24 protein-coding genes are annotated in these 21,935 nt (G+C 46.6%); 21 read left to right on the top strand and 3 right to left on the bottom strand.

The window, feature by feature from the left end:
* Positions 1–48 precede the first annotated feature (48 nt).
* Complete coding sequence (locus ACFVS2_RS27665; protein ID WP_390239575.1) at positions 49–1,344, top strand: class I SAM-dependent rRNA methyltransferase; 1,296 nt, start codon at positions 49–51, stop codon at positions 1,342–1,344.
* A 63-nt stretch (positions 1,345–1,407) separates the two neighbouring features.
* On the opposite strand, the gene ACFVS2_RS27660 is transcribed toward ACFVS2_RS27665, so the two are convergent.
* Positions 1,408–1,596: a DUF4177 domain-containing protein gene (locus tag ACFVS2_RS27660; RefSeq protein ID WP_007727654.1), complete on the bottom strand. Its 189-nt coding sequence runs from the start codon at positions 1,594–1,596 to the stop codon at positions 1,408–1,410.
* Between the two features lie 99 nt (positions 1,597–1,695).
* Positions 1,696–2,187: a hypothetical protein gene (locus ACFVS2_RS27655; RefSeq protein ID WP_390239574.1), complete on the bottom strand. Its 492-nt coding sequence runs from the start codon at positions 2,185–2,187 to the stop codon at positions 1,696–1,698.
* Between the two features lie 233 nt (positions 2,188–2,420).
* Between ACFVS2_RS27655 and ACFVS2_RS27650 the strand changes: the two genes are divergently transcribed.
* From ACFVS2_RS27650 to ACFVS2_RS27615, 8 genes are all read left to right on the top strand, one after another.
* On the top strand, positions 2,421–3,548 hold the full coding sequence (locus ACFVS2_RS27650; protein WP_390239573.1) for a D-alanine--D-alanine ligase: 1,128 nt from the start codon (positions 2,421–2,423) through the stop codon (positions 3,546–3,548).
* A gap of 218 nt (positions 3,549–3,766) precedes the next feature.
* Positions 3,767–5,572, top strand: a complete 1,806-nt coding sequence (locus ACFVS2_RS27645) for an IucA/IucC family protein (protein ID WP_390239572.1) — start codon at positions 3,767–3,769, stop codon at positions 5,570–5,572.
* Positions 5,573–5,614: 42 nt separating this feature from the next.
* The gene (locus tag ACFVS2_RS27640) at positions 5,615–7,483 is read left to right on the top strand and encodes an IucA/IucC family protein (protein ID WP_390239571.1); all 1,869 of its coding nucleotides are present in this window, start codon (positions 5,615–5,617) and stop codon (positions 7,481–7,483) included.
* Between the two features lies 1 nt (position 7,484).
* Positions 7,485–8,729 carry an AMP-binding protein gene (locus ACFVS2_RS27635; RefSeq protein ID WP_390239570.1) on the top strand — a complete coding sequence of 415 codons (1,245 nt, stop codon included), beginning with the start codon at positions 7,485–7,487 and terminating at the stop codon, positions 8,727–8,729.
* Positions 8,726–8,992 carry a petrobactin biosynthesis protein AsbD gene (gene asbD / locus ACFVS2_RS27630; RefSeq protein WP_007727640.1) on the top strand — a complete coding sequence of 89 codons (267 nt, stop codon included), beginning with the start codon at positions 8,726–8,728 and terminating at the stop codon, positions 8,990–8,992. The genes ACFVS2_RS27635 and asbD overlap by 4 nt, the downstream gene beginning before the upstream one ends.
* Positions 8,993–9,024: 32 nt before the next feature.
* Positions 9,025–10,008, top strand: a complete 984-nt coding sequence (locus ACFVS2_RS27625; RefSeq protein ID WP_390239569.1) for a DUF6005 family protein — start codon at positions 9,025–9,027, stop codon at positions 10,006–10,008.
* Between the two features lie 7 nt (positions 10,009–10,015).
* Positions 10,016–10,852: a sugar phosphate isomerase/epimerase family protein gene (locus tag ACFVS2_RS27620; RefSeq protein WP_173620694.1), complete on the top strand. Its 837-nt coding sequence runs from the start codon at positions 10,016–10,018 to the stop codon at positions 10,850–10,852.
* Positions 10,853–10,965: 113 nt separating this feature from the next.
* A complete protein-coding gene (locus tag ACFVS2_RS27615; protein WP_390239568.1) occupies positions 10,966–12,096 on the top strand; it encodes a TolB-like translocation protein in 1,131 nt (376 codons plus the stop codon).
* Positions 12,097–12,144: 48 nt separating this feature from the next.
* Here ACFVS2_RS27615 and ACFVS2_RS27610 read toward each other — a convergent pair whose 3' ends face one another.
* Entirely contained in the window at positions 12,145–13,527 is a 1,383-nt protein-coding gene (locus tag ACFVS2_RS27610; protein WP_390239567.1) for a UDP-N-acetylmuramoyl-tripeptide--D-alanyl-D-alanine ligase, read from the bottom strand.
* A gap of 149 nt (positions 13,528–13,676) precedes the next feature.
* Here ACFVS2_RS27610 and ACFVS2_RS27605 point away from each other — a divergent pair, with 149 nt between their 5' ends.
* The 12 genes from ACFVS2_RS27605 to ACFVS2_RS27550 all read left to right on the top strand — a co-directional run bounded on the left by ACFVS2_RS27605 (position 13,677) and on the right by ACFVS2_RS27550 (position 21,790).
* Positions 13,677–14,000 carry a histidine triad nucleotide-binding protein gene (locus tag ACFVS2_RS27605; protein ID WP_012685763.1) on the top strand — a complete coding sequence of 108 codons (324 nt, stop codon included), beginning with the start codon at positions 13,677–13,679 and terminating at the stop codon, positions 13,998–14,000.
* A gap of 113 nt (positions 14,001–14,113) precedes the next feature.
* Complete coding sequence (gene rpsU / locus ACFVS2_RS27600; protein WP_007727630.1) at positions 14,114–14,287, top strand: 30S ribosomal protein S21; 174 nt, start codon at positions 14,114–14,116, stop codon at positions 14,285–14,287.
* Between the two features lie 17 nt (positions 14,288–14,304).
* Positions 14,305–14,751, top strand: a complete 447-nt coding sequence (locus ACFVS2_RS27595) for a GatB/YqeY domain-containing protein (RefSeq protein WP_007727628.1) — start codon at positions 14,305–14,307, stop codon at positions 14,749–14,751.
* A gap of 166 nt (positions 14,752–14,917) precedes the next feature.
* Positions 14,918–16,261, top strand: coding sequence for an NfeD family protein (locus ACFVS2_RS27590; protein WP_390239566.1), 1,344 nt, complete (start codon positions 14,918–14,920; stop codon positions 16,259–16,261).
* 7 nt (positions 16,262–16,268) lie between these two features.
* A complete protein-coding gene (gene floA / locus ACFVS2_RS27585) occupies positions 16,269–17,273 on the top strand; it encodes a flotillin-like protein FloA (protein ID WP_012685765.1) in 1,005 nt (334 codons plus the stop codon).
* Between the two features lie 11 nt (positions 17,274–17,284).
* Positions 17,285–17,788 carry a hypothetical protein gene (locus ACFVS2_RS27580; RefSeq protein ID WP_390239565.1) on the top strand — a complete coding sequence of 168 codons (504 nt, stop codon included), beginning with the start codon at positions 17,285–17,287 and terminating at the stop codon, positions 17,786–17,788.
* A 167-nt stretch (positions 17,789–17,955) separates the two neighbouring features.
* A complete protein-coding gene (locus ACFVS2_RS27575) occupies positions 17,956–18,153 on the top strand; it encodes a sigma-70 family RNA polymerase sigma factor (RefSeq protein ID WP_390239564.1) in 198 nt (65 codons plus the stop codon).
* A gap of 205 nt (positions 18,154–18,358) precedes the next feature.
* The gene (gene yqfC / locus ACFVS2_RS27570) at positions 18,359–18,655 is read left to right on the top strand and encodes a sporulation protein YqfC (RefSeq protein WP_007727617.1); all 297 of its coding nucleotides are present in this window, start codon (positions 18,359–18,361) and stop codon (positions 18,653–18,655) included.
* 28 nt (positions 18,656–18,683) lie between these two features.
* Positions 18,684–19,868, top strand: coding sequence for a sporulation protein YqfD (yqfD, locus tag ACFVS2_RS27565; protein WP_173620700.1), 1,185 nt, complete (start codon positions 18,684–18,686; stop codon positions 19,866–19,868).
* A gap of 56 nt (positions 19,869–19,924) precedes the next feature.
* Complete coding sequence (locus tag ACFVS2_RS27560; protein ID WP_173620701.1) at positions 19,925–20,896, top strand: PhoH family protein; 972 nt, start codon at positions 19,925–19,927, stop codon at positions 20,894–20,896.
* Between the two features lie 33 nt (positions 20,897–20,929).
* Positions 20,930–21,409 (top strand): rRNA maturation RNase YbeY, encoded by a 480-nt coding sequence (gene ybeY, locus ACFVS2_RS27555; protein ID WP_173620702.1) that lies wholly within the window; start codon positions 20,930–20,932, stop codon positions 21,407–21,409.
* Between the two features lie 9 nt (positions 21,410–21,418).
* A complete protein-coding gene (locus ACFVS2_RS27550) occupies positions 21,419–21,790 on the top strand; it encodes a diacylglycerol kinase family protein (RefSeq protein ID WP_390239563.1) in 372 nt (123 codons plus the stop codon).
* Positions 21,791–21,935: the final 145 nt, after the last annotated feature.

The following is a 21,935-nucleotide window of genomic DNA, read 5'->3' as shown; positions in this document are numbered from 1 at the left end:
CGCTATGCCTGTACAAGGGCAAGCATGACAAAGAGGAGGAATAGCTGCATGGCACGTGTGCTATTGAATCAACATCGGAAAAAGCGGCTAGAAGTAGGACATCCGTGGATTTTTCAATCAGAGGTATTAGAAATTCAAGGGGATGTAGAACCAGGTGAAATCGTCGAGGTCACCAATCACAAAGGGCATTTTTTGGCAAAGGGCTACATCAACCCAGCTTCACAAATGATCGTGCGCATTTTGAGCTACGACCAAAAGGAAGAGATCAACTACGACTTTTTCTTGCGCAAAATCAAGCAGGCGGCAGAATTCCGGACGAGATTTGTGGAAAACCCACGAGCTTGCCGCGTCATTTACGGGGAAGCCGACTTTTTGCCAGGACTGATCGTTGACCGCTACGAAGACACATTGGTTGTCCAAGTCCTCTCATTGGGGATAGAGAAGCGAATCGATTGGATTCGAGATGCACTGGTAGAGGTATTTGCACCGACCGGTATTTATTTGCGCAATGATGTACATGTCCGTGAACTGGAAGGGCTGACACAAGGCAAAGAAGTCCTGTACGGAGAGTGTCCGCGTGAGGTATTGATCGAAGAAAACGGATTGAAATACTATGTGGATATCGTAGAGGGGCAAAAGACCGGCTTTTTCTATGATCAGCGGGAAAATCGTGCGTCCATCGCGCCTTTGATGAAAGGCTGGGGCGAAAAGCACGGCATTACCCTGACGAGCATGGAAGTAGACGGCGAGACAAAGCAGGTGACTGTAGACAAGCGTGGTAAAGTGGTCAAAAATCCGTTTTGGGATGGCGCTGAGGTATTGGAATGCTTTACACACACTGGTTCCTTTACCCTAAATGCTTGCAAGCACGGTGCGAAAAAAGTGACAGCCCTCGATATTTCCGACCATGCCATCGAAACAGCGAAGCGAAACATTACACTCAATGGCTTCTTGCATCGCGTTGATTTTGTGGTGGCCAATGCGTTTGATTACTTGCGTGAAAATGTAGAGGCAGGAAAGAACTGGGATGTGGTCATTCTTGACCCACCAGCGTTCGCGAAATCGCGTGGAGCAGTGAAAGGCGCTTGCCGCGGTTACAAAGACATTAACTTAAACGGGATGAAGCTCGTTCGTCCAGGCGGATTTCTCGTTACCGCGTCTTGCTCGTACCATATGTCACCTGAGTTGTTCCTGCAAACGATTCAAGAGGCAGCGGTCGATGCGAAAAAGATTCTGCGCCTGATTGAATGGCGAGGCGCGGGCAAGGATCATCCGCAAATCAGTGGGGCTGATGAGGCTCATTACTTGAAATTTGCCATCTTTGAAGTAAGAGATCGTCGATAGAGAAAAAGAAAAACAGCGTCCGCGTTAATACGGCGCTGTTTTTCTTTTCGGCTTCAGTTTGATTTAAGACTTTGGTTTTTCAAAAATCAATTCGAAGTATTTGGCCATACCGTCGCCCCCGATGCTTGGAGCAAAGATTTGCACCAAACGCCAGCCTTCCTTGGCGTGCTCGTGGACAACGGTCTGATAATCTTCTTTTGGTTGGCGTCGAAAAGAGGACAGCTCAACTCGGACGAATTTGTATTCAAACATGTTCTTTCCCCCCGCTTGTATCGTCTTTCTTTTTATACGCGCGACGAGCGGAAAGAGTTGCAAAAGAATGTGAATCATTTCGAATAAAGAAATAAGTGCTCATGACAATTGCTTGTCATTTTTTACACGCCTGACGAGATCGAGAGCCTGCTTGAACCCCAGCTCCTTGCCTAAAAAGACTTGTCCTTCGGCGGGAGTAGAAGCACGGGCCTGGCTTAAGTTCTGAAGCTCGTGGGACAAGAGATGCTCGACCAGATATAGCTGTACCTGACCGATTTCCCGTTCGCTTTTCCGATCACGCTCCTTGAATTTTGCCCGCTGCTGACTTTCCTCCACGTACTTGTCAATATCATCCTCCAAAAAATGTGAGGCATTGCAGATGATTTGACGGTAGTCATCCGTCTTAGAGGGAATGGTACGGATGGTGTGACCGAGATGGGCGAGGAGAAATTTGTTCAAGACGATTGGGTCTCGGGTGTAGTTGTTATGCAGCAGGGAGTATTCCCCCAAGAAAGACCCGCTTTCCTTATCATAGCTGTGCAATAAAGTGTAAGAAGAGCAATATGTGCAGAACAACAAATAATCTCTCATGGAAATCCCTCCAAAAAATAGCTCCATGACAGGAATTTTATTTATAGGGTATGAGAAAAAACGTGAGCAGGTGATACTTGCTTATCTTGTTTTTGGCGTTTGGTTTGTGTATGCTAAATGACGGGCTCGGCCCGGTAAATAGAGCAGATGTTGGGCTTTTGCATAGCATAGGAGAGAGTAGAAACTGGGTAGACTCTCCGGTTTCGTACGGAGAGGAAAGGAGCATGACACAGATGGGAAATCAAAAGATCCGACTGGGCATTATTTATGGAGGAAAATCCTCAGAGCATGAAGTTTCATTGCGTACGGCCATGTCCATTATGCAGGCCGTGGATGCAAATAAATATGAGGTAACACCTGTGTACGTTCAATTGGATGGCTCTTGGGTGACTGGAGAGACACTGGCAGGTCAACTGCCGGATAAGATCGAAGCGTTGCGCTTATCGGCAAAGACGCCAGCCATTACCGAGACAACAGAGACAGGGCAAGAGCTGGCAATCGCAAACAAGAAAGGATCGCTGTTTGCCATGAATGAGCAAATGGATGTTGTTTTCCCTGTGGTTCACGGACCATTTGGCGAAGATGGGACGATCCAGGGATTGTTGGAATTGGCGAATATCCCGTACGTGGGAACCGGAGTAATGGCTTCCGCTATCGGAATGGATAAATGGATGATGAAGACCGTCTTTGCACAAGCTGGACTTCCGCAAGTGAAATATGTAGGCTTTCTGCGCTCGCAATGGGAAAAAGGCCAGGACGATGTCATGGATCGGATCGAGCGTGAACTCGGCTATCCGTGTTTCGTCAAACCGGCGAATATGGGTTCTAGCGTAGGGATTAACAAAGCGAAAAATCGTGAAGAGCTCAAACACGCATTAGAGGTAGCTGCCAAATTCGACCGTAGATTGATTGTGGAAGCGTTCGTTCAAGCACGTGAGTTGGAAATTGGCGTTTTGGGGAATGAAGAACTGATGACATCTGTCGTTGGGGAAGTCATTGCCGCTAAAGAATTTTACGATTATGAAGCCAAGTACAAGGGGGCAGGAACAGAGCTCTCCATTCCTGCCATCGTTCCCGAGCATGTATCCGAACAAATCGCGGAAATTGCCAAGCAGGCATTCCAAGCACTCGATGGCTCTGGCCTTTCCCGTGTAGACTTTTTCTGGGATGAGAAAAACGACAAGCTCTATATCAACGAAGTGAATACGATGCCAGGCTTTACGCCGTTTAGCATGTATCCAATGCTTTTCCAAGCTGCGGGTGTGAGCTACAGCGAGCTGATCGATCGTCTGGTGCAACTCGGTATCGAGCGACATGCGGATAAAGGTCGCAACGTCGTAGATGCGGAAGAGTTGGACTAATCATGAGAAAAAAGATGCTGATGAATCGGCATCTTTTTTCTTTTTGTGTAGGAGGGAGGAACTAATTTCTGTCAGACTATCTCACCTAACTGTACAAGGTGAATATTATCACTTGAAATGAGAATGATAATCGTTTACATTATTTATGGGACGTTTTACCAGTTATGTCAGTCACAATGCTTGAATAAAAAATTGGATCAAGCAAGAGGAGAGGTAACATGTTCGTAGTCAAGCATATCGCAGAGCATGCAACGATGCAGAGCTTTCTCAATTGTTATCTCCGAGAAACAGGTAGGGGCGAGTGGATCAATCGAAAAGACGAGATTACTAAGCAGCTAACGAAGATCATACAGCCGAGTGCAACAGGTACATACCTTCATTGCGAACTCCCGCATCAGGGGATTTCCCTCTATGTCGGTGTCAAATATCATTCGGTGACTGGCAGGCATTTGTTTCATTATCCAGCTTGCTACCGAAGTGGTGACTGTACTCGTTTCGTTCAGGCGGACTATTTGACATTAGCGGTTCTTTTGATTAAAGAACTAACGCTTCAGCATGGGGAAAATGCAGTTCCAGATGAGTTAGTCTTGCGTATGATTCAAAGCTGCCAAAGCATTGAGAAATTTGTTAGGGCTCGCCAAAGTAATGCGGAGATTTTATATGGAGTGGAACAAAGCTTCATCGAAGCAGAGCAGGCACTTTTGTTCGGTCACTTGTTCCATCCAACACCGAAGAGTCAGCAAGGAATTCCTGAGGCCAAGCAAGCGTTGTATGCACCGGAGTGTTGCGGGAAGTTTCAACTCCACTTGTTTGCTGCCCATCCGTCGATTGTTCACGAAAAATCTGGGTTAAAAGAATCCGCTACGCAATTACTGAAGGGTGAGTTTCCTTCGATATCTGATGTCGATCCATCATTTTCAATCGTCCCGATTCATCCACTTCAAGCAGAATGGTTGCTTGAAAAGGTAGCCATACAATCCTTGATAGAGAAAGGGTTGCTTCTTTACCTGGGACCAGCGGGTGAGGAGTATATGGCAACATCTTCTCTCCGAACGGTTTATCATCCTGAAAAGAAATATATGCTCAAGCTGTCCGTCCCAATCAAAGTTACGAATTCTTTACGGATCAATAAGTTAAGTGAGATGGAGATTGGTTTAGAGGCGAAGCAACTTTTTGAAACAGGGATCGGTGAGGTGAGTCGCAAGTATCCAGGCTTTGGCTTTATCTCTGATCCGGCGTACATCACGATTACGTTGGATCAGGCGGAAGAAACGGGATTTGAAGTGATCCTGCGTGATAATCCCTTTATGGGGAGTAATGCAGAGCAAGTCACGCAAATCGCTGCGCTCGTGCAAGATCCACTTCCTGGTTACAAGAGTAGGCTGGCAACGATCATTCACCATCTGGCACAAAAGGAAGGTAAGGGACTGGAAGTAGTTAGTTTGGAATGGTTTAAACGGTATGTAGATATTTCATTGAAGCCAATGGTATGGCTCTATCTAAGGTACGGAATTGGCTTGGAAGCCCATCAACAGAATAGTGTTGTCACTCTTAAAGACGGATACCCCGATCAGTTCTTTTATCGTGATAATCAAGGCTACTATTTCTCAGAATCGATGCAAGAAGTATTAGAGACAGAATTGCCTGGGGTTGGCAAGGCGAGTAGGAACATTTACAAAGACCATCTTGTAGATGAGCGTATCACCTATTATATGATTTTTAACCATATGTTTGGACTCATTAATGGATTTGGAACAGAAGGATTAATTGATGAACAAATCTTATTGGCAGAGATGCATGAGGTTTTGACGGAGTTTTTACCTATGAATCGAGAGGCGTCGAAGTTTCTAGAGAATCTATTGACTCGCGAACAGCTTCCGTGTAAGGCGAATCTGCTCACGCGCTTCTATGATCTGGATGAATTAACCCAACCGGAAGAGAGATCATCTGTTTTTGTTTACATAGATAATCCTTTAGCAAAAGTAAAGCAGACCGAAAAGGCTGGGCTTCATGCTTTTGGATAGCTTGCTAGCATCTAGCTTGAAGAGATTTGGAGGATATAAGGTATGGAGTTAACAATACAAGATTTCTCGGTTGAAGAGGCACTTCACTCGACACAGTACGTGCAGGTGAGAAGAAGGGTCTTTCGACAATGCATCGAGTCTTTGTTATATGAGGGAATTTTAATTCCTGAGACCATCCAAGAGGGTGAAGAGACGATTTACACCCTACATGGGCTTGATGAGGGGGATCTGCCTGTTCGCTATCGTTGCCAAGGGCGGAGAAGTGCGAGTTTTGGGCTTGTTCGTTTAGGGAAGGCCCCCGTTACTCGTGTTGTTTACGATCAAAGCGGAGTCGCACAGCAAGAATCTGAAGCGATATCCCTCACTCGTTTTTTAGTGGAAATCTTCCGAATGAATACGGTAGATGAACAAAGACTGAAGCTATTTGCCAATGATTTGGAACAAACGTTGTTAAAGGATACATTGGCCCAATACTATCGGGTACAAAATGATATTCGGATGCAGGGCAAATCGTACGATGAGCTGGAAGGTGATCTGATGGACGGACACCCTTACCATCCTAGCTATAAATCACGTGTTGGATTTACCTACGTAGATCATTTTGCCTATGGTCCTGAATTTAAGCAGGAAGTTCATTTTCTTTGGGTAGCGATACATAAACAATATTCTCAAGTGTCCATTGATCAAGGTAGAAATTTCGATGGCCTTCTTTTGGATGAAATAGGCCAGGAACAAAAAGAAGCTTTTCAACAAATCATCGTCAATCATGGATGCGATCCCGATCAGTATGCCTTCGTGCCTGTCCATCCTTGGCAGTGGCGTAATCATATCGTGCCTGGATTCCTGGACGATATCCATCGCAAAGAGATCATTGTGCTAGGAGTAGGCTCTGATGGTCATCGTCCACAACAATCCATCCGCACCTTTGCTAACAAAAGTAATCCGCATAAACCTTATCTTAAACTCTCGATGAACGTAGTGAATACTTCAGCGCCACGTCATCTCACGCCGCACTCACTGGCAAGTGCCCCCATTGTTTCGAGGTGGCTCAAGGGGATTACGGACGCAGATTCGTATTTACGAGACGTGCAAAGGGTGATCATGCTCCAAGAGTTTGCTGCAGTGGCATACGATCCTCCACCTGCTTCTGAACTGGTGGAAATGGTTACATTCGGGGTAATTGGGTGCATGTGGAGAGAAAGTCTCATCCCTCATCTCGAAGCGGGAGAAGATGCGGTTCCTTATAACGTATTAGCGGCAGTAGAGGTGGATGGGGTGCCATTCATTGACCGTTGGATTCGTGAGCAAGGGCTAGAGAATTGGCTTGCGCGATTATTAGAAAGCAGTGTATTGCCAGTCGTTCATATTCTTGTGAAACACGGAATTGCAATGGAAACCCACGCGCAGAATATGATCCTGGTGCATCGGGATGGTGTCCCTTCTCGGGTAGCATTGAAGGATTTCCATGAAGATTTGATTTTTTGCCAACCGTTCTTGAGTGAGCCAGACAAATGCCCGAACTTCGCGGAAGTGCATGAATATTACGCAACGAAGCCCGATGATGTGATGTTTCACATGAATGAAACATCAACAGTCAGAGATTTGACATTGGAGACTTTATTTCTAATCAATCTGGGGCAACTCGCACGGCTGTTAGAGGAGCATTACGGATATGCCGAAGAGCAATTCTGGGAGATGGTCGTTAAGGTATTAGAGAGTCACCAGCAACGATTCCCGGAATTGGCGGAGCGATTTACGCGATTTGATCTGTTTGTTCCAACCGTGCAGGTAGAAAAATTGACCAAGAAAAAGCTATATACAACGAACGAGAACTATCATTTACATGAAGTCCCCAATTCTTTGTTCGAGGCAAGGAAAAGGCTTCATTCCATGGCTGTGGGAGGTTACTAGCATGTTCATAGTGAATCAAAATGAGATTTCTGTGCATGAAATGGAGAGACATAAGCAAGGATTCAAAAGCATGGATCATTTTCAACAGCCGGAAGGAAAGAGGTACGCAGTCTGCATAGCTGATCCACTTGACGTGATTAGTCTCGTTCAATATTTACGTGAGCATAACGCTTCGGTGTTGTTAATTCATGGGGAAACCCCAATGGAAACAGCCTATCAGATGGCAGTGAAGGCAAGATGTTATGGGCTTGTTTATCAGGAGACGAAGCACTTCTTGTCCATCACGGATAAACAACAGAGCGAGAAACCATCGCTCTATCAATATAGCTCAGGTACTACGGGGGACGCGAAGCTAATCGGGAGAAGTTGGGAGGATATCCAAACAGAAATACAAGCCTACAACGAGTTGTTTCGGGGAGAGGAAGCGTTAACCCCGATCGTGCTGGCATCGGTGACACATTCGTATGGATTGATTTGTGGAGTTTTGGCAGCACTGGAACGGGGAAGTAAGCCTTCGATTGTGACGCACAAAAATCCCAAGTTTGCTTTGCAAGTGATTCAAGATACTCCCCGGCATATTGTTTATGGTCTGCCAGTGTTTTATCACATCTTATCAAGCTTTACGCGAGAGCAGGTACGTTTTCACCGGTTAATGACATCTGGAGCTCCTATGCCAGAAGGCTTGTTTCTAAAGCTGCAAGGCATGAGCGACATCTTGATGCAACAATATGGATGCTCCGAGGCGGGGTGCGTCAGTATGAGTAAACAGATGCGGACGCATACAGATCTGGGGGTTCCCCTTTCCCATGTAACAATGACGACGGGTGAAAATGAAGAACAACCTGCGGAAATAGTCATTCGGATTGGACAGAACGAAATAGCGACGCAGGATTTAGGTTTCTGGACAGGAGAAGGACATATTCAATTTGTATCAAGGATGGATGATGTGATAAACGTCTCTGGTTTAAAGGTATTTCCTTTAGAGGTTGAGGACGTCATTTTGAAAATGAGTGGGACAAAAGAAGTGGTCGTGTATCGTGGAAGTCATCCGGTCATGGGAGAGATTGTGAAGGCGCAGGTTATTACAGAGGGAGGGACTACTCCTGAACAAATCAGGGAATGGTGCCAAGATCGTTTGCCAGGCTATAAAGTCCCATTCGAAATCCAATGTGTGACGAGCATTCCTAAGACAGCCACAGGAAAAATCAGCCGTCGATTATTAGAAATGGAGACGATCAGCAAATGACACGAACAGAAAGAATCGAGCAAATCCATACGATCATGACCGAAAAATTAAAATTATCGCATATCCTCACGCTAGAGGAGTCCATGCGATTGAATGAGGATCTACATATTGATTCGATTATGCTATTGCAACTGATTGTTTATATCGAGGAAGATTTGCACTTGGTAGTTCCTGCTCATGAGTTAGATCCACGAATCTTCCAAACTGTTGGATCACTCCTTACTTTTGTTGAACAGTTGGAACCGCAGCATGTATCGAATTAGCGTCTATCCAAACGTCGAGTGGGGGATACAGAATGGTTAAGGTTCATTGCATTATTTCATGCCTATGCGAAGTGATTAAGCGCCGCACAAAGATTGATTATCGTCCCTATTATTTTGGTATATGGGATGCCGAGTATTCCATTACGGATCAAGGTGTAGTCACGTATTACATTGATAACCATGAGGAGATTATCAAGGGTTATGAACGACTTTTCCGAGCGAAAGTAACAGAATGGTATGATCATTCCCAAGATAAAGCCTCCAATTTGGACACATTCTTAGAGCTAATTGATAAGCGTACCGAGGATCAGTTTGTCCTTGTTCAGATAGACATGTCGCTGGTTCCAGAGCGAGATAATAAATTTGCGTTGAAGCCATTCCCGCATTTTTTGATGATTTCAAAGACGGAGAACGAAGATGAGTGGTTTATGTTTGACCCGGATTTTCGTTGGGAGGGCAATGTGAAGAAGGAGACGGTGATCAAAGCCTTCTTAGAAAATCCGGTTGGTGGCGGCTTTATGGTGGATGCGAGTGAAATTAAGGAACCAACCTATGAAATGATCCACGACTATTTCTACGACGCACTCAAACGTGATCATAATCCGTTTACCCTTGAGTTGAAGCAATTGATTACAGACATGGCAGAAGGGCGCAATGGATACAACTTGGACATGCTACTCCCAGCAGTGACCCAAGTTAAAGTGATTGCGATCCGTAAATACAGCTACGAGTATGCATTCCTATATCTGCAAGATTACCTGGAATACCATCGTGATGAGTTTTTGCGCATTGCATATAAAGTGGAGGACATCTACCAAGGGTATACGACAGCTCAGTACTTGTCTGTCAAAATGGCGATGACCAAGAATATGGCGTTGTTACCTCCGATTATCGAGGCGTTAGAAGAGATTGATCTGATTGAACTTGAAGTGAAAAAAGAACTGGAACGTCAGTTTGTTCTGTGGACCCAAATGGATAAAAGTCTCGTCACTGTAGACGAAAAAGGGTGGAGGTAAAGGTCAAATGAAACTCTCATTGTGCACAATCACTTTTCGCCACCAGCTAATTTCGTTTGCACAGATTGTTCGGTTTGCTCATCGTCATCATTTTGATGGGATCGAATTATGGGGAACCCACGCTCAACATCTGTACGATCATGATCGATTAGAGATGGAGGAGCAGGTAAGGTTGGTCAGGGATCAAGGCATGAGTATCTCCATGCTTAGCGATTATCTGGATATTGCTACTTCATCTGGATTTCAGCGTACACTGGAAAAAGCAAAAAGACTCATTTCACTGGCAAAATGGCTACATGTAAAGCAAATCAGGACGTTCGCTGGACAGAAGGCGAGTAATGAAGTTGGGCCAGAAGAGCGTGCACGCTATGTGCATCATCTGCAAATCTTATGTAAGATGTGTCATGAGCACGGGATTCAGCTCTTGGTCGAAACGCATCCGAACACGCTCACAGATTCTATGAGTTCTACACTTGCTTTGTTGCAGGAAGTCAATCATCCTGCACTAAAAGTGAATCTTGATTTTCTTCATGTCTGGGAATCAGGTGCTGATCCAATCGACGCGTACGAGCAATTGAGACCGTGGGTAGCTCATTATCATTTGAAAAATATTTCCTCGCCGAATCATCTGCCGGTATTCGCTCCGCATAATGTATATGCCCCGAACGGCGATCGTGAGGGAATGGTACTGCTCGGTGAGGGTGTTGTAGATTATGGGCCTATTTTAGAAAAGATTGCGGATACGGATTATTTTGCATCTATTGAATGGTTTGGTCAGAGTCCGCAGCGTGTTTTAGCTGAAGAAGTAGAGTGGTTGCGGAAGGCAATGATGGTTCGTGCGTAAGTGAAAAAAGGTCGGAGGCGCAGGGGTGCTTCCGATCTTTTTTTCGTGCAACAAGAAACCAAGTGCTTCCAGCGAGCGTCTATGTATTGATTACCTATTCGGGAGGTCCCTTGATGAAAAAATGCTTGTTGCTCTCATGCTTGCTGATTACCTTGCTAGGTACCCTTATCCCTGGACAAATCAATGCCTCTGCTCCAGCAAAGGCAGACCCACGCAAGCCAGAACCAGTCATCATCTACAAAGTAGCCCTAGATGGAAAAACCACCAAAACTGTTACAAACATGCCCTTGATGCACCGGGCGAGTATGTCGCCATCGAGCAGATTTGTATACGGGGAGCGAATCGATTACGGGAAGGCGGACCGAACCATACCGTACCTGTACGACATGCAGACAAAAAAACTGACGCAACTATCCGGCGATGGAAAATGGTCGCCGAAGCAGGACGCGCTCTACGTTCTTGAAAATGGCAGTATCGTGAAGCTCAGTCTGCCAGACGGCAAAAAAACGGTACTCGTCCCGACAGCAGCTCAGTATCCCGTCGTTGATTTTTCCGTTTCACCGGATGAACAGTACATGGCGTTTACCCGGATGGACATGCTCTCTTCCAATACCAAAGTAAGCGGTCACCTTTACTTGCAACATCTGCCTACGCTTAAAATGAAAAAGAATGACCAGTATGAATGGCGGAGTGGAACAGACGAAGAAATGTATTACTGGGTACCGAATTCGAAAAAGCTGTTTTACAGAACACAAACAGCATACAAGGAGTTAGACTTACCGACTGGCCTGAAATACGATCACAATATGACCACATTTCCTTCTTACTCCAATGATATGAAGTACCGTTATATCCGAACAATGACAGAAGAATACATGCTGGATTTGCAGACGGGGAAAAAGGTCAATTTGAAAGATCCCGTGTTCACTGAGAGACACTTGGACAAGATTGTTTGGTCGCCATCAGGACATCAGATGGCAGTAGAACAGCACTCTCGTACTTCCAATTCTCAAGATTCGTATATGTACATTCAATCGTGCAAACAAGTCACAAAATGCAGCTATCCATTTGGTTCTCCTGACAAGGGAATGCCTGGCTACTACAATTTAAGTGACAATCATCGCATCATCGGCTGGGCAAAGGACGGGAAGTCGTACTACGTAGCTGATCTCGCATCGATCCACTATAGCGATTTTTCGCCTGAAAAGTTGGGTCCTTCCAACAATGTCGTTGAACTCCGCTAACATAAAAGAAGCCGTCTCCCGTTAACGAGAGACGGCTGTTCTTTTCTATTATTCGTGACCTTCCAATTCAGTGATAAGCGTCCATAATGACATACCTTTGGAGGCTTTAAACAGAAAAGCGTGCTTGTCATCGCGTAGCGGCAGTAATGCACGCAGTGCCTCTGCTTTTGTGGCGAAGTGCAGCTTGTTCCCCTTGTAAGCATCATGGAGATGGCGTGTATTCTCACCGACTGTCACGAGCAGCTCAAAGCGCTCAGCGATGTCCTGAATTGAGGCTCCGACGCCAGCGTGCATAGCGGCACTTTCTGGACCGAGCTCATACATGTCACCTAACACGACGACTCTTGCGCGCTCAGGGTACAGCTCAGCAAAAGTCCGTACGGCAGTCTCCATGGAGACAGGGCTGGCATTGTAGGCATCACTGATATACACAGTACCGTGCTTGGAGTGAATTTGCTCAAACCGCATGGCGGAGAGCTGGACGGTGGACAAGGCGTAAGCGATTTGCTCTGTATCCATTCCGAGCCTCTTGGCAATTGCGACAGCAGGCAGTGCATTCAGGACACTGTGGCGGCCATGTAACGGCAGGAATGCCTCGAAATGCTCCCCGGAAGCAAAGCACACGTTGAAGCGGGTCCCACCCTCAACCGTTTCGATTTGTTCCGCCCAAATATCAGCCTTCTCATTAACAGAGTAGAACATGATCTCACCCGGATACAGATGGGCTATCAATCGCAGATATTCGGAATCTTTGTTGAGCAGCACAAGCCCGTCAAGAGCAGTATGAGGAAGCAGCTCCGCCTTTGCGAGAGCAATTTTTTCACGCGTGCCAAAATGCTCAATATGAGACTCTCCGATAAATGTAATCACGCTAATATCTGGCTGCACGAGCGAAGCAAGCAGATCGATTTCCCCGGCGTGGTTCATCCCGAGCTCTAGTACAGCAGCTTGATGTTTTTCTTCCATCTGCAACAACGACAAAGGTACACCGAGGTGGTTGTTGAAGTTTTTATACGTCTTGTATACGGGCGAACGGCTCCCAAGTACATGGGCCACGATGTCCTTCACGGTTGTTTTTCCGATACTTCCGGTAATGGCGATGCGAGGGAACGAAAAGCTTTTCCGATAAGCGGCAGCCAGCTTTTGAAAGCCACGCAGTGTATCATTGACGAGAATTAACCCAAAATCGTTTGGCAAGTTCGCAGGAATCTTCTCCTGATTCGAAACGAGTGCAGCTACAGCTCCTTGTTCAGCTGCTTGTAACAAAAAATCATGCCCATCCCGTGCGCCGCCTGTCAGCGCTACAAACAAAGATCCCGCAGTTAGCTCGCGGGTATCAAAGTGAACGGATGACAAGGCAAGCTCTGGGGAACCAGCGAGCAAAATCCCTTCTGCGTTGATTGCTGCCTGATCCAGTGCAATTGGTTTCATCTGCACGAACTCCTTTTGTAATCCAGTTTCAACCTCGAAGTCATGCTACCATGCGTTAGGTAGCGCCGCAAGACAAAAGTGAGGGAATGTGATACGATCAATTCTTACATACATAACTATCCACATACTGAGGAAGAAAGGAGTCTCCCATGGAAAAAAGTATTTTTACCAAAATCATGGACGGTGAAATTCCTGCTCGTATCGAGTATGAGGACGAGCACGTCATTGTCATCCACGATATTGCACCAAAAGCACGCGTTCACTTGTTGATTATCCCGCGTAAGCCAATTCCTACGCTAATGGATGTAAGCGCCGAGGACCTGCCGCTGATTGGGCATATCCACCATGTAGCACAACTCTTGGCGAAAAAGCTGGAACTGCCAGGTTTTCGCCTGATTAACAACTGTGGTAAAGAGGGTGGACAAGAGGTTTTCCATATCCATTATCACCTTTTGTCCGGTTTTTACGAATAAAATTGAACTAAAGGTTGACCTTCTTTAGTCATCTATCCTATAATGAAGTGTGACAGTCTGTTCGTACGTTCGACTCAGGCGTCCCACGGTTTTAGCGGAGGGAGGGAAGACAAATGGCAGAAATTCGAGTCAAGAAAAACGAGTCTTTGGATAGCGCACTTCGCCGCTTCAAGCGTGAAAGCGCAAAATCCGGGGTGATGGCGGAACTGCGTAAACGTCGCCACTTTGAGAAGCCTAGCATTAAGCGCAAGAAGAAATCCGAAGCAGCTCGCAAACGCAAGTTTTAATTGACGGAGGGCTCATCATGAGTGTAATGGAGCGACTCGATCAAGATATGAAGCAAGCAATGAAGGACAGAGCTGCTCTAAAACTCTCTGTTATTCGCATGGTGAAAGCCGCATTAAAGAACGAAGAGATTAACAAGGGCAGACTTTTGTCTGAAGACGAAGTGCTGACCATCTTGACTCGTGAGTTAAAACAACGCCGTGAATCCCTCCACGAATTTGAGAAGGCAGGCCGCGTGGAACTTGCCTCGAAAACGCGCGAAGAGATCGACGTGCTCTCCGCTTACTTACCCGCTCAGCTTAGCGAAGACGAAATTCGTGATATCGTTCGGGAAGGTATCGCAGCTACCAATGCCTCCTCCAAAAAGGAGATGGGCAAAGTGATGGGTGCGATCATGCCGAAAGTGAAAGGCAGAGCAGACGGAAACCTCGTGCAAAAGATTGTATCTGAGGAACTACCATCGTAGACGAGAGTAACACCTCATATAGATACGAACAGAAAAACTCAACCTGTAAAGGTTGGGTTTTTCTTTTTTTCCAAGATGTGAAATAAATATGAAACAATTGGCCCCCTCTTTCGTATACCTTATTGCACATACGTTGAAGCTGATAGAAGGAAAGGAGGTACATGCAATGAGTGCAGCAAGGCTAGTAAAAAGCCGCGTGCGATTGCTTTTTTCACTTCTTTGCCTGATCATGGGAATGACGATGCTTCTTGCTCCCGCATCCACTACAGCCCAGACCTATCAAAAAGCTGTATGGATTCCAGTAGATAGCACGATCGAGCGAGGGTTGGAGAGCTTTTTGCACAGAGCATTTGCTGACGCACAGGAGCAGCAGGCAGACCTTGTTATCTTGCATATCAATACGCCAGGTGGCGAAGTGAACGCTGCCGACCAGATTGGACAGTTAATCCGTCAGGCTCCCATGCATGTGATAGCCTATATTGATAACCAGGCTTTTTCAGCGGGAACTTACATCGCCTTGAATGCAAATGAAATTATTATGACTCCAGGCAGTAGCATGGGAGCAGCCGCACCGATTGACCTGGCAGGGAATGCAGCAGATATCAAGTTCATTTCCGGTTGGAGCAATAAAATGAGAGCGGCAGCTGAATTGAACAATCGCAATCCTGACGTTGCTCGCGCGATGGTGGAAATCGATACAGAATTCCCAGGATTAAAGCCAAAAGGCACGGTGCTTTCTCTCGATGCCCAACAAGCGAAGCGGTTAGGTTATGCGGATGATGTGGTGTCCAATAAGGAAGAGCTGCTCAAAAAGCTCGGTATTCAGCCAGATTCCCTTCAGGCGATTGAGCCAACAGGTGGAGAGCTAGTCGCTAGATTGGTGACGAGTCCCATTGTGATGAGTCTTCTGCTCATCATTGGATTGGGCGGAATTGTAGTAGAACTGTTTGCCCCTGGCTTTGGTGTCGCAGGGACGATTTCGCTCGTCGCGTTCAGTCTATACTTCTTTGGACATTATGTAGCGGGATTTGCCAACTGGTTGCACATCGGACTGTTTGTCATCGGAATCTTACTGATGCTTCTGGAAATTTTTCTTCCGGGCGGCATTGTCGGTGCGATTGGCTTCGTGAGTATTGTGACAGGTCTCGTAATGGCAGCCTATGACACGCAGCAAGGGCTTGCGTCACTGGGTGTAGCTGCTCTGATCACGGCAATTGTAGCGTTCATGCTAGTGAAGAAGTACGGGGTCAAAGGTCTATTCAACAAGTTTGTCTTGGGTGACACGCAGCGCAATGAAGAAGGATACGTAGCTCCGCGCGATCAGCGTGAGCTGGAAGGAAAATCAGGCATCGCCCTAACTCCATTGCGCCCAGCAGGGGTCGTCAAGGTGGAAGGAAAACGAGTGGATGCAGTATCGGTTGGTGGTTTCATTGAAGCGGGTACCACCATCACCGTGGTGCAAGTAGAAGGCACGCGTATCGTCGTTGCCGAACTAGAACAAAAGGAGTGAGCTCTTCATGTTTGAAGGCGGTTTGATTCCCCTTATTTTTATGGTGGCAGTAGCCATCGTCGTACTTTCAGTTTTCTTCTCGTTCGTACCAGTTATGCTCTGGATTTCTGCACTGGCTTCCGGTGTGAATATTGGGATTATTACCCTCGTCGCAATGCGCTTGCGTCGCGTCGTACCATCTCGTATCGTAAATCCGTTGATTAAAGCGCGTAAAGCTGGCTTGCAGCTGGATACAAATCAATTGGAGAGCCATTATCTCGCAGGCGGTAACGTAGACCGTGTAGTAGATGCGCTCGTAGCAGCACAACGCGCAGATATTCCACTTGGCTTCGAACGAGCAGCAGCAATTGATCTGGCTGGTCGTGATGTATTGGAAGCGGTACAAATGAGCGTTAACCCGAAAGTGATTGAAACACCTGTGGTAGCAGCAATGGCAAAGGACGGTATCGAGCTGCGCACTCGTGCAAAAGTAACAGTTCGTGCCAACATCGATCGATTGGTCGGTGGTGCTGGTGAAGAAACGATTATCGCTCGCGTAGGTGAGGGGATCGTATCGACCATTGGTTCGTCAAAAGGACATAAGGACGTATTGGAAAATCCGGATCTGATCTCTAAAACGGTATTGAATAAAGGCTTGGATGCCGGAACTGCTTTTGAAATTCTCTCGATTGATATTGCGGACGTGGATGTAGGAAAGAACATCGGGGCACAATTGCAAACCGACCAAGCCGAAGCAGATAAACGTATTGCTCAAGCGAAAGCGGAAGAGCGTCGTGCCATGGCGGTAGCCCAAGAGCAGGAAATGATTGCGCGTGTACAAGAAATGAAGGCAAAAGTAGTAGAAGCAGAAGCACAAGTACCACTTGCTTTGTCCGAAGCATTGAAAAGTGGCAAAATGGGCGTAATGGATTATTACAACATGCAAAACATTGCTGCTGATACACAAATGCGTCAATCCTTCGGGCATGCAGGTGACAAACAAGATCCTGCTTTGCCAGACGAGAAAGAATAAGGGCGATTGCCATGGAAGATCTCATGGATCTCGTCGTAGATTTACTGGATTTAGTCGAGTGGGTCATCCCGCTCATCGGCAAGTTCTGGTTTGTCATCCTTGGCTACTTGGGATATAAAGCTCTTGGCAAAGCCGGAAAGAAGAAGATGTCTCAAGGCAAAAAAATGCCTCCGCTTACCCCGGCCACAACGTCGGATATCCCTATGGAAACGGAGGATTACGGCAGAGAGACGGTGCGGGCATCCTCCAAATACGAGCCACTTCAGCGAGAATCGATGGAAGGGATTGGAGTCGAGCAGGAATGGGCATTCTCCAGTACAGCTCGTGCTTCAACGGGTCCAACCATCACCGTGAAGCAAGCGGAACCGATGAAGGTCGCTGATTCGGAACGAGTGGGAACACTCACATCGAAACACGGTAATCCACGTGATGGGATGAAATGGGCGCTCATTTTTGGAGAGCCGCGCTCAAAAGCACCGTACGCCCAGCAGGTTCGACAAAGAAAAATTTTATAATAGTAGCTAGTCAAACAGGTGAACTTCGGTTCGCCTGTTTTTTTTATTGATAAGCAATGTCTTATGTCGAAATATATCGAATAACTTGTCTTGTTTCTCGTATCCTTGTTGACTATCCTGAATGTAAAGAAAATTCTCCCAATAGAAGAAGGGGTAGAGGTCAAGCGATGAATCAACAAATTTTTGAACAAATGGGGCGGTTTCGTCAAAAAGTGATTCGGCTTGCCATCTTCGAAAACAAATCGATATATGAAACGGCGATCGCGTGCGGTTGTTCAGCTGAGAAAGTAAAACGAGTCATGAAAAAATGGAAGGCGCTTACAAAAGAAAAAGAGCTTGTTTCTACTGCAAAAGAAAGCAAATAATCGATGGGTTTTGTTGGAAGTATTTCAAAGACGGAGTTCTCAACTGCTTGCGAAATCGCGAGCGACGAGGGCTCTTTTTTGTGGCTGTTTTTGATGAATGCCTCTTTATGCTCGTGCATACGCATAGATAAGAATGGTTTTGCACCTGCAAACAGATGAGATCGTCATATTCGCCAATATATAGAACGAGAAGGGGGGCTAATCCATGAAGCGTTGGAGCCGCCGTCTGCGCCAGCTGGCCGGAGGGGTGTTGGATCTGCCGCAAGATGTAGTCCTGGAAGTCCCGCGCATCACGATGATCGGTCATTTGCAAATGTATATAGAGAATCATCGAGGAGTCTTGCATTTTAGCGAAAAAGAGCTTCGCTTACTGTTGACGAACGGTCAAATGATTGTTTCAGGTGAACAGCTTGTCATCCGAGCGATTTTGCCTGAGGAGGTTTTGTTAGAAGGCAGAATCGGTGGCGTGAAATTTTTGGAGACGGGACCACAGAGCTCGTAATCTTTGGTAGAGGGAGGGGGCGGCACGTATGCGGAATGGAATCAAGGAGTGGGTGGATGGACATGTAACTATTACCGTTCGGGGAAAACGGTTTGAGCGGATGCTGAATATGGCCGTACGGGATGGGATTCGAATCTGGAATATTCGCAGGGTAGGAGAAGAGGTGACTCGCTGCGATATTTTGATTCGTGATTATTTTCGTTTACGGCCGCTTTTAAAAGAGACAGGCTGTCGTAGTCACGTCGAGGCAAGAGACGGGCTGCCTTTCTGGCTGCTGCGGTTACGCAGACGATCTGGATTGGCAATTGGGGCTGCTCTTTTTTTCATCGGATTGTACATGCTCTCCTCTTTTGTTTGGAGTGTAGAAGTGAGTGGGACAAAAATGGTTGATCCACGACGAGTGATTCAAGCCGCCGAACAAGTGGGGATTAAAGAAGGGGCATGGAAGGTCAAACTAAAAGAACCGTTGGTTTTGCAAAAAGAGCTGTTGAGTCTGCTGCCTGAAGCGTCCTGGGTTGGAATCGAGATTCAAGGAACCAAGGTCATGCTTCAAGTGGTTGAAAAAGAGGCTCCCGTAAAACCGCTTGCAACAGGTCCCCGTCATCTTGTTGCAAAAAAGAGGGCTGTCGTCCATAAAATTCTCCCAGAGGTTGGTCGCAGTCAGGTTGTGAGCAATCAATTGGTGGAAAAAGGCCAAGTACTCATTTCCGGGATCATTGGCAATGACGCCCGTCAACAAGCCGTATCGGCACGAGGCAAGGTGCAAGGGGAAGTGTGGTATATGAGCAACACATCGGTCCCGCTAAAACAAACGATGCAACGTTTGACAGGAGAAAAGCTGGAGCATCAATACCTGCTTGTAGGCCCTTATGCGATATACGTATGGCCATTTGAAAAACAGTCCTTTGCACAAGCCGAAATGGCAGAACAACGGTTTTTGCCCTCGTATGCGGGATATACCTCACCACTTGGCTGGAAGACAGTAACGTACGCGCAAACAGCACCCGTTCAAACAGAAATGAGCGTGGAGGAAGCGACGGAACTGGCTAAAAAATTCGCCAGGGAGGATATCTTGAAAAAAGCTGGAAAAGATGCGTTCATTCAGGACGAAAAAGTTTTGCACGTCACAACAGAGAATGGTAAAGTTTACGTAAGCATTCATTTTTCCGTCATTGAAGATATTGCCATTGAACAGCCTTTCGTTGGGCAGTGAGGGATGGCAAGCAAATGACGCATTGCTGATTACCGTTGCAAGGAGATGGAAGCCTGTTGCACGTACAAGATGAGGTAAGAATCCCGTTTTCAGACGCATCTGAGGCCTTGCTGTTGTTCGGACCACATGACGCGTACCTAACACTGATCGAGCAAAGAAGTTCCGCCAAAATCATGACCCGAGAAGGCGAACTGGTTATTAGCGGGGATAAGCCGGAAGTGGACAAACTGACAGAGTTGATTGAAATTCTGCTACAGTTGATTCGCAGAGGGATTGCCCTGTCCGAACGAGACATCTCTTATGCGATGTCGTTGATTGAACGGGGAGAAGGTGCCCAACTGCTCGATGTGTATGATGAAGAAGTCGCTCGTACCCAACGTGGCAAAGTAATCAGGGCAAAGACTTTGGGACAGCGTCATTACTTGTCTGCGATCAAGAAGCATGACATTGTGTTTGGAATTGGACCAGCTGGTACCGGAAAAACGTATTTGGCTGTTGTCACAGCAGTAAATGCGTTGAAAAATGGGCGTGTCAAACGGATCGTTCTTACCAGACCGGCCGTAGAAGCGGGGGAGAGCCTTGGATTTTTGCCAGGAGATTTGCAGGAAAAAGTAGACCCTTACCTGCGTCCGCTCTATGATGCCTTGTACGACATGCTGGGCAATGAACAAGTCGCCAAAATGATGGAACGTGGACTCATTGAGGTTGCACCTTTGGCGTACATGCGTGGTCGTACGCTCGAAGATTCCTTTGTCATTTTGGATGAAGCCCAGAACACAACTCCCGAGCAAATGAAAATGTTTTTGACCAGGCTTGGCTTTGGTTCCAAAATGGTCATTACGGGTGATGTAACCCAGGTGGATTTGCCAAAAGGCAAGAAATCCGGACTGCGCGAAGCACAGCGCATCTTAAATCCGATTTCCGATGTAGCCTTTATCCATTTCCAAGAAGGAGACGTCGTTCGTCACAGTCTGGTACAAAAAATCATCGCTGCCTATGCCAAGGAAGAAGTAGATCACGGCTATTAATAAATGGCGTCACAAAAAGGAGATCGTTTACCTGTGTTATCTGTAGAAATCCTTCATGAAGAAATCGAACCGATCGATGAGAATTTGCAAAACCTGCTTGTCCGTTGCCTGGAAGCAGCGGCAAAGCTGGAAGACGTACAAGGAGAAGTAGTTGTCACGCTGGTGAACAACGAGCGCATCCACGAGCTGAATCGCGACTATCGTGGCGTTGATCGGCCTACGGATGTTCTGTCCTTTGCGATGAACGAGCCGGGTGAAGGGGAAATGGAAATCTTCATTGATGAGGATGAAGCAAACGAGTTTCCAAATATGCTTGGAGATATTATCATCTCGGTGCCAAAAGCACATGAGCAGGCTGAAGACTATGGCCATTCATTCGAACGCGAACTCGGATTTCTCACGGTTCATGGTTTTCTTCACCTTCTGGGCTATGATCATGGGACGCCAGAAGAAGAGAAGGAAATGTTTTCACGTCAAGAAAAGGTGCTGGAAGAAATCGGCTTGACGAGGTAGGAGATTACGTTGAAGGAATGGCGACGATTGACTCGCAGCTTCACCTACGCTCTGCAAGGGATTTCCTATACCGTACGGACACAGCGAAACATGCAAATCCACGTAGCCGCTGCCATTGTGGTGTTAGCGGCAGCGTGGTGGCTGCAGATACCCCGCAGCGATGTTTTGCTGGTCCTTTTTTCTATCGGTCTGGTCTTCTCCCTTGAGCTGGTAAATACCGCGATTGAAGCAGTCGTTGATTTAGCTTCCCCGGAATGGCACGCCAAGGCGAAGATTGCCAAAGATGTGGGAGCAGGAGCTGTGCTTGTGGCCGCGATCCTGTCCCTTATCATCGGAGTTCTCGTATTTGGACAGCCACTGTTGCAAAAAGTATGGGGATAGTTTTTACTAGTAGAGAAGAAGAAATTTTTTCATAAGCCAAAATGAGGTACCGGACGGGTCATTGTAGTTGACCTTTCAGTCTGGTTTCTTCGTGTCTCATTGGACACATTCTGTTGTGGAATGATGTTAAAGATCAATCATATGA

Origin of the sequence: Brevibacillus sp. NPDC058079 (genome assembly GCF_042885155.1) — a bacterium.
Lineage (GTDB): Bacteria > Bacillota > Bacilli > Brevibacillales > Brevibacillaceae > Brevibacillus.
This window is presented reverse-complemented; position numbering and strand designations above follow the sequence as displayed.

Excerpts from the sequence above, each read along its gene's own strand:
- ACFVS2_RS27595 (WP_007727628.1), top strand. The coding sequence starts at position 14,305 with ATGAGTGTAATGGAGCGACTCGATCAAGATATGAAGCAAGCAATGAAG.
- ACFVS2_RS27620 (WP_173620694.1), top strand. The coding sequence starts at position 10,016 with ATGAAACTCTCATTGTGCACAATCACTTTTCGCCACCAGCTAATTTCG.
- ACFVS2_RS27575 (WP_390239564.1), top strand. The coding sequence starts at position 17,956 with ATGAATCAACAAATTTTTGAACAAATGGGGCGGTTTCGTCAAAAAGTG.
- ACFVS2_RS27655 (WP_390239574.1), bottom strand. The coding sequence starts at position 2,187 with ATGAGAGATTATTTGTTGTTCTGCACATATTGCTCTTCTTACACTTTA.
- ACFVS2_RS27665 (WP_390239575.1), top strand. The coding sequence starts at position 49 with ATGGCACGTGTGCTATTGAATCAACATCGGAAAAAGCGGCTAGAAGTA.
- yqfC (WP_007727617.1), top strand. The coding sequence starts at position 18,359 with ATGAAGCGTTGGAGCCGCCGTCTGCGCCAGCTGGCCGGAGGGGTGTTG.
- ACFVS2_RS27625 (WP_390239569.1), top strand. The coding sequence starts at position 9,025 with ATGGTTAAGGTTCATTGCATTATTTCATGCCTATGCGAAGTGATTAAG.
- ACFVS2_RS27640 (WP_390239571.1), top strand. The coding sequence starts at position 5,615 with ATGGAGTTAACAATACAAGATTTCTCGGTTGAAGAGGCACTTCACTCG.
- ACFVS2_RS27590 (WP_390239566.1), top strand. The coding sequence starts at position 14,918 with ATGAGTGCAGCAAGGCTAGTAAAAAGCCGCGTGCGATTGCTTTTTTCA.
- ACFVS2_RS27645 (WP_390239572.1), top strand. The coding sequence starts at position 3,767 with ATGTTCGTAGTCAAGCATATCGCAGAGCATGCAACGATGCAGAGCTTT.
- ACFVS2_RS27615 (WP_390239568.1), top strand. The coding sequence starts at position 10,966 with ATGAAAAAATGCTTGTTGCTCTCATGCTTGCTGATTACCTTGCTAGGT.
- ACFVS2_RS27605 (WP_012685763.1), top strand. The coding sequence starts at position 13,677 with ATGGAAAAAAGTATTTTTACCAAAATCATGGACGGTGAAATTCCTGCT.
- ACFVS2_RS27580 (WP_390239565.1), top strand. The coding sequence starts at position 17,285 with ATGGAAGATCTCATGGATCTCGTCGTAGATTTACTGGATTTAGTCGAG.
- yqfD (WP_173620700.1), top strand. The coding sequence starts at position 18,684 with ATGCGGAATGGAATCAAGGAGTGGGTGGATGGACATGTAACTATTACC.
- ACFVS2_RS27610 (WP_390239567.1), bottom strand. The coding sequence starts at position 13,527 with ATGAAACCAATTGCACTGGATCAGGCAGCAATCAACGCAGAAGGGATT.
- floA (WP_012685765.1), top strand. The coding sequence starts at position 16,269 with ATGTTTGAAGGCGGTTTGATTCCCCTTATTTTTATGGTGGCAGTAGCC.
- ACFVS2_RS27650 (WP_390239573.1), top strand. The coding sequence starts at position 2,421 with ATGGGAAATCAAAAGATCCGACTGGGCATTATTTATGGAGGAAAATCC.
- ACFVS2_RS27660 (WP_007727654.1), bottom strand. The coding sequence starts at position 1,596 with ATGTTTGAATACAAATTCGTCCGAGTTGAGCTGTCCTCTTTTCGACGC.
- ACFVS2_RS27635 (WP_390239570.1), top strand. The coding sequence starts at position 7,485 with ATGTTCATAGTGAATCAAAATGAGATTTCTGTGCATGAAATGGAGAGA.
- asbD (WP_007727640.1), top strand. The coding sequence starts at position 8,726 with ATGACACGAACAGAAAGAATCGAGCAAATCCATACGATCATGACCGAA.
- rpsU (WP_007727630.1), top strand. The coding sequence starts at position 14,114 with ATGGCAGAAATTCGAGTCAAGAAAAACGAGTCTTTGGATAGCGCACTT.